The 3095-nt window shown below is 65.2% G+C and carries 3 protein-coding genes; 1 reads left to right on the top strand and 2 read right to left on the bottom strand.

All coding sequences use genetic code 11. The features are described 5' to 3' along the window. Nucleotides 1-318: 318 nt before the first annotated feature. The gene (gap, locus tag HC022_RS22525) at nt 319-1326 is read left to right on the top strand and encodes a type I glyceraldehyde-3-phosphate dehydrogenase (RefSeq protein WP_008884896.1); all 1008 of its coding nucleotides are present in this window, start codon (nt 319-321) and stop codon (nt 1324-1326) included. 203 nt (nt 1327-1529) lie between these two features. On the opposite strand, the gene HC022_RS22520 is transcribed toward gap, so the two are convergent. Both HC022_RS22520 and HC022_RS22515 read right to left on the bottom strand, forming a co-directional pair. Next, on the bottom strand, nt 1530-2090 hold the full coding sequence (locus HC022_RS22520) for an NADPH-dependent FMN reductase (protein ID WP_167453887.1): 561 nt from the start codon (nt 2088-2090) through the stop codon (nt 1530-1532). Between the two features lie 170 nt (nt 2091-2260). Next, nucleotides 2261-3095, bottom strand: an 835-nt coding sequence (locus HC022_RS22515; protein ID WP_167453886.1) for a beta-ketoacyl synthase, incomplete at its 5' end; no start/stop codon positions are given.

Here is a 3095-nt window from a genome sequence, read left to right as displayed (position 1 = left end):
GGCAATCTGGGCGATACCCGCCACGTCATCGAGAAGCGCCAGAAGACCGCTCATGTCACACTCCGTATTGCGTCTCTGGGAAGACTAGCGGTGGCCTCCCAAGGTTCAAGCCGCGTGCCCATCGCTCTCCTTCCAATCAGTTGTCTCGCGGCGCGCTGCAGGGCTGCCCGAATTGTGCCCCAAACGCGGCAAAATGTTAGCGCAATCTAAATGTTTATCGCTAACATATTGGCTTGATTGCATTTTTCAGGTTGGCAAGGCTGCATACCCACGTATACAGACCCTCGTCTTCCGCGCTGCAGCCAAGGAGTTCTGCCCATGACCGTCACTGTCGGAATCAACGGATTCGGCCGAATCGGCCGTTGTACTCTGGCTCATATCGCCGAGAGCGCGCGCAACGATGTGCAGGTGGTCCGGATCAACGCCACCGGCCCCATCGAGACCGCTGCCCACCTGCTGCGCTACGACAGCGTGCACGGGCGCTTCGCCGGCGAGGTCAAGGTCGTGGGCGGCAATGCGCTCGATCTCGGCCGCGGCCCCATCGACGTCATGTCGACCTACAACATGGACGAGCTCGACTGGAGCGGCTGCGATGTCGTGCTGGAATGCACCGGCAACTTCAACGACGGCGAGACGGCCTCTCAGCACATCCGCCAGGGCGCGAAGTCGGTTCTGATCTCGGCCCCCGCCAAGAACGTCCAGAAGACCATCGTCTACGGCGTGAACCACCGCGACCTCGTGCCGGGCGACGTGATGATCTCGAACGGCTCCTGCACCACCAACGGGCTGGCGCCGCTGGCCAAGGTGCTCGACGAGGCCATCGGCATCGAGAGCGGCATCATGACGACGATCCACAGCTACACCGGCGACCAGCCGACGCTGGACCGCCGCCACAACGACCTCTACCGCGCGCGTTCGGCGGCGATGGCGATGATCCCGACCTCCACCGGGGCTGCCAAGGCCATCGGCGAGGTGCTTCCCAACCTCAAGGGCAAGCTCGACGGCTCCGCGATCCGCGTCCCCACCCCCAACGTCTCGGCCGTGGACCTGACCTTCCAGGCCAGCAAGGACGTCACCGTCGAGGACGTGAACGAGGTCGTTCGCGAAGCCGCTGCGGGTCGGATGGGAATGGTGCTTGCCTATGACCCCGAACCCAAGGTATCTGTGGATTTCAACCACACCACGGCGAGCTCCATCTTTGCACCGGAGCAGACCAAGGTCGTCGGGAAGCGCACCGTGCGCGTTCTTGCCTGGTATGACAATGAGTGGGGCTTTTCAGCCCGGATGGCCGACGTGGCCGCAGCCATGGGCCGCCTGCATCACTGATCGCGGGCACGGGTCCAGTCCCACCCCGAGGGGCGGCGGAGGGGAGACCGCCGCCCTTCTTTCATTTCGGCGCATGGTTTTTCGGGGCCTCGGGCTTGATGGCCAGAAGACCTCAAGGCCCTGGTTTTCCAGGAAAAATGGTCCGAAATGACGAAGGGCGCCGGTGATCGGCGCCCGTTCTGTTTCCGGCTCCAGGCCATGCCTCAGCTTGCGGACGACAGCTTGTCGATCCAGGCCGCGAAGCCGTCCATGACGCTGCGCAGGAAATCGCGCGTGCCGTCATTGATGATGTTGCCCTCCTCATCCAGCACCTCGGTGATGTTGCCCACATAGGCTTCGGGCTGGTGCATGGGCGGTGCGTTCAGGAACACCAGCGACTGACGCAGGTGGTGGTTGGCACCGAATCCCGCGATCCCGCCGGGCGAGCCGGTGACGATGGCGGTGGGCTTGCCGTCCCAGACGCTGGCGCCGTAGGGGCGCGAGCCCACGTCCAGCGCGTTCTTCAGGCTGGCGGGCACCGAGCGGTTGTACTCGGGCGTCACGAAGAGCACCGCATCGGCACGGCTCAGACATTTGCGGAACTGGGTCCACGCCTCGGGAGGGGTCCCCTCGTCGAGATCGGGGTTGTAGAGCGGCAGCGCGCCCGTTCCCACGAAGGTGAACTCCAGCCCGTCCGGGGCTAGCCCCACCAGAGCCTGCGCCAGTTTGCGGTTGTAAGAGCCCTCACGCAGAGAGCCGACGATGATGGCAACGTGTTTCGACATCTGTGCCTCCGTTATCCTGTGGTACAGAGGTAGGGCGCGAGAGCCCACAGGGTTAGCCGGAAAATCCGCACCATGCCTGCGCGCAGATTGACGGAACACAAAGCGCCGCCCGCCCGAGACGGACACGGCGCGTCCCTTTCGTCCCGAAAGCCCGAAACGGGCGCGGGCTGTCAGACCTTGCGCAGCGCCAGTACCGCATTCAGCCCGCCGAAGGCGAAGGCGTTGGACAGCACCACGTCGACCTCGGCTTCCCGAGCCTCGTTCGGGACGACATCGAGCGCGCATTCCGCGTCCGGTTCCTCGTAGCCGATGGTGGGTGCGATCACGCCGTCGCGCAGGGCCATGATGCAGGCCAGAAGCTCCACCGCGCCGGTGCCGCCGATGCAGTGCCCGTGCATGGCCTTGGTGGACGAGATCATCACCCGGTCCGCCTGCCCGCCAAGCGCATCGGCCACCGCCGCGCATTCGGTCTTGTCGTTGGCCGCCGTGCCGGTGCCATGGGCGTTGATGTAGCCCACCTCGTCGTGCCTGATGCGGCCGTCGCGCAGCGCGCCGGTGATCGCCCGCGCGGCCCCCTGTTTCGAGGGCATCACAATGTCGGAGGCGTCCGAGGTCATGGCGAAGCCCACCACCTCGGCAAGGATTTCGGCGCCGCGCGCCCGCGCGTGCTCGTATTCCTCGAAGACGTAGACGCCCGCGCCCTCGCCCTGCACCATGACGCGCAGCCCTTCCCAGGCCTTCACCCCGCCAAAGCAGAGCATCGACTCGGAGCCGCCGGTCAGCATCACCGAGCAGGCGCCCGAACGCACCATCTGGAAGGCGAGCCCCATGGCATGGTTCGACGAGGCACAGGCGGTGGCGACCGTGAAGGTCGGCCCGCGCAGGTTCATCTCCATGCTCACGTGCGAGGCCGCAGCGTTGTTCATCAGCTTCGGCACCACGAAGGGGTGAACGCGGTTCTTCCCCTCTTCGTAGACCGAGCGGTAGTTCTCGTCCTGGGTGATG

Origin of the sequence: Salipiger sp. HF18 (assembly GCF_011806505.1) — a bacterium.
GTDB lineage: Bacteria > Pseudomonadota > Alphaproteobacteria > Rhodobacterales > Rhodobacteraceae > Salipiger > Salipiger thiooxidans.
The sequence above is the reverse complement of the archived record's forward strand: the minus strand, read 5'-3'. Positions and strand labels throughout refer to the sequence as shown.

Bases quoted from the DNA above. Each gene is read 5' to 3' on its own strand.
- gap (WP_008884896.1), top strand. From the start codon at position 319: ATGACCGTCACTGTCGGAATCAACGGATTCGGCCGAATCGGCCGTTGT.
- HC022_RS22520 (WP_167453887.1), bottom strand. From the start codon at position 2,090: ATGTCGAAACACGTTGCCATCATCGTCGGCTCTCTGCGTGAGGGCTCT.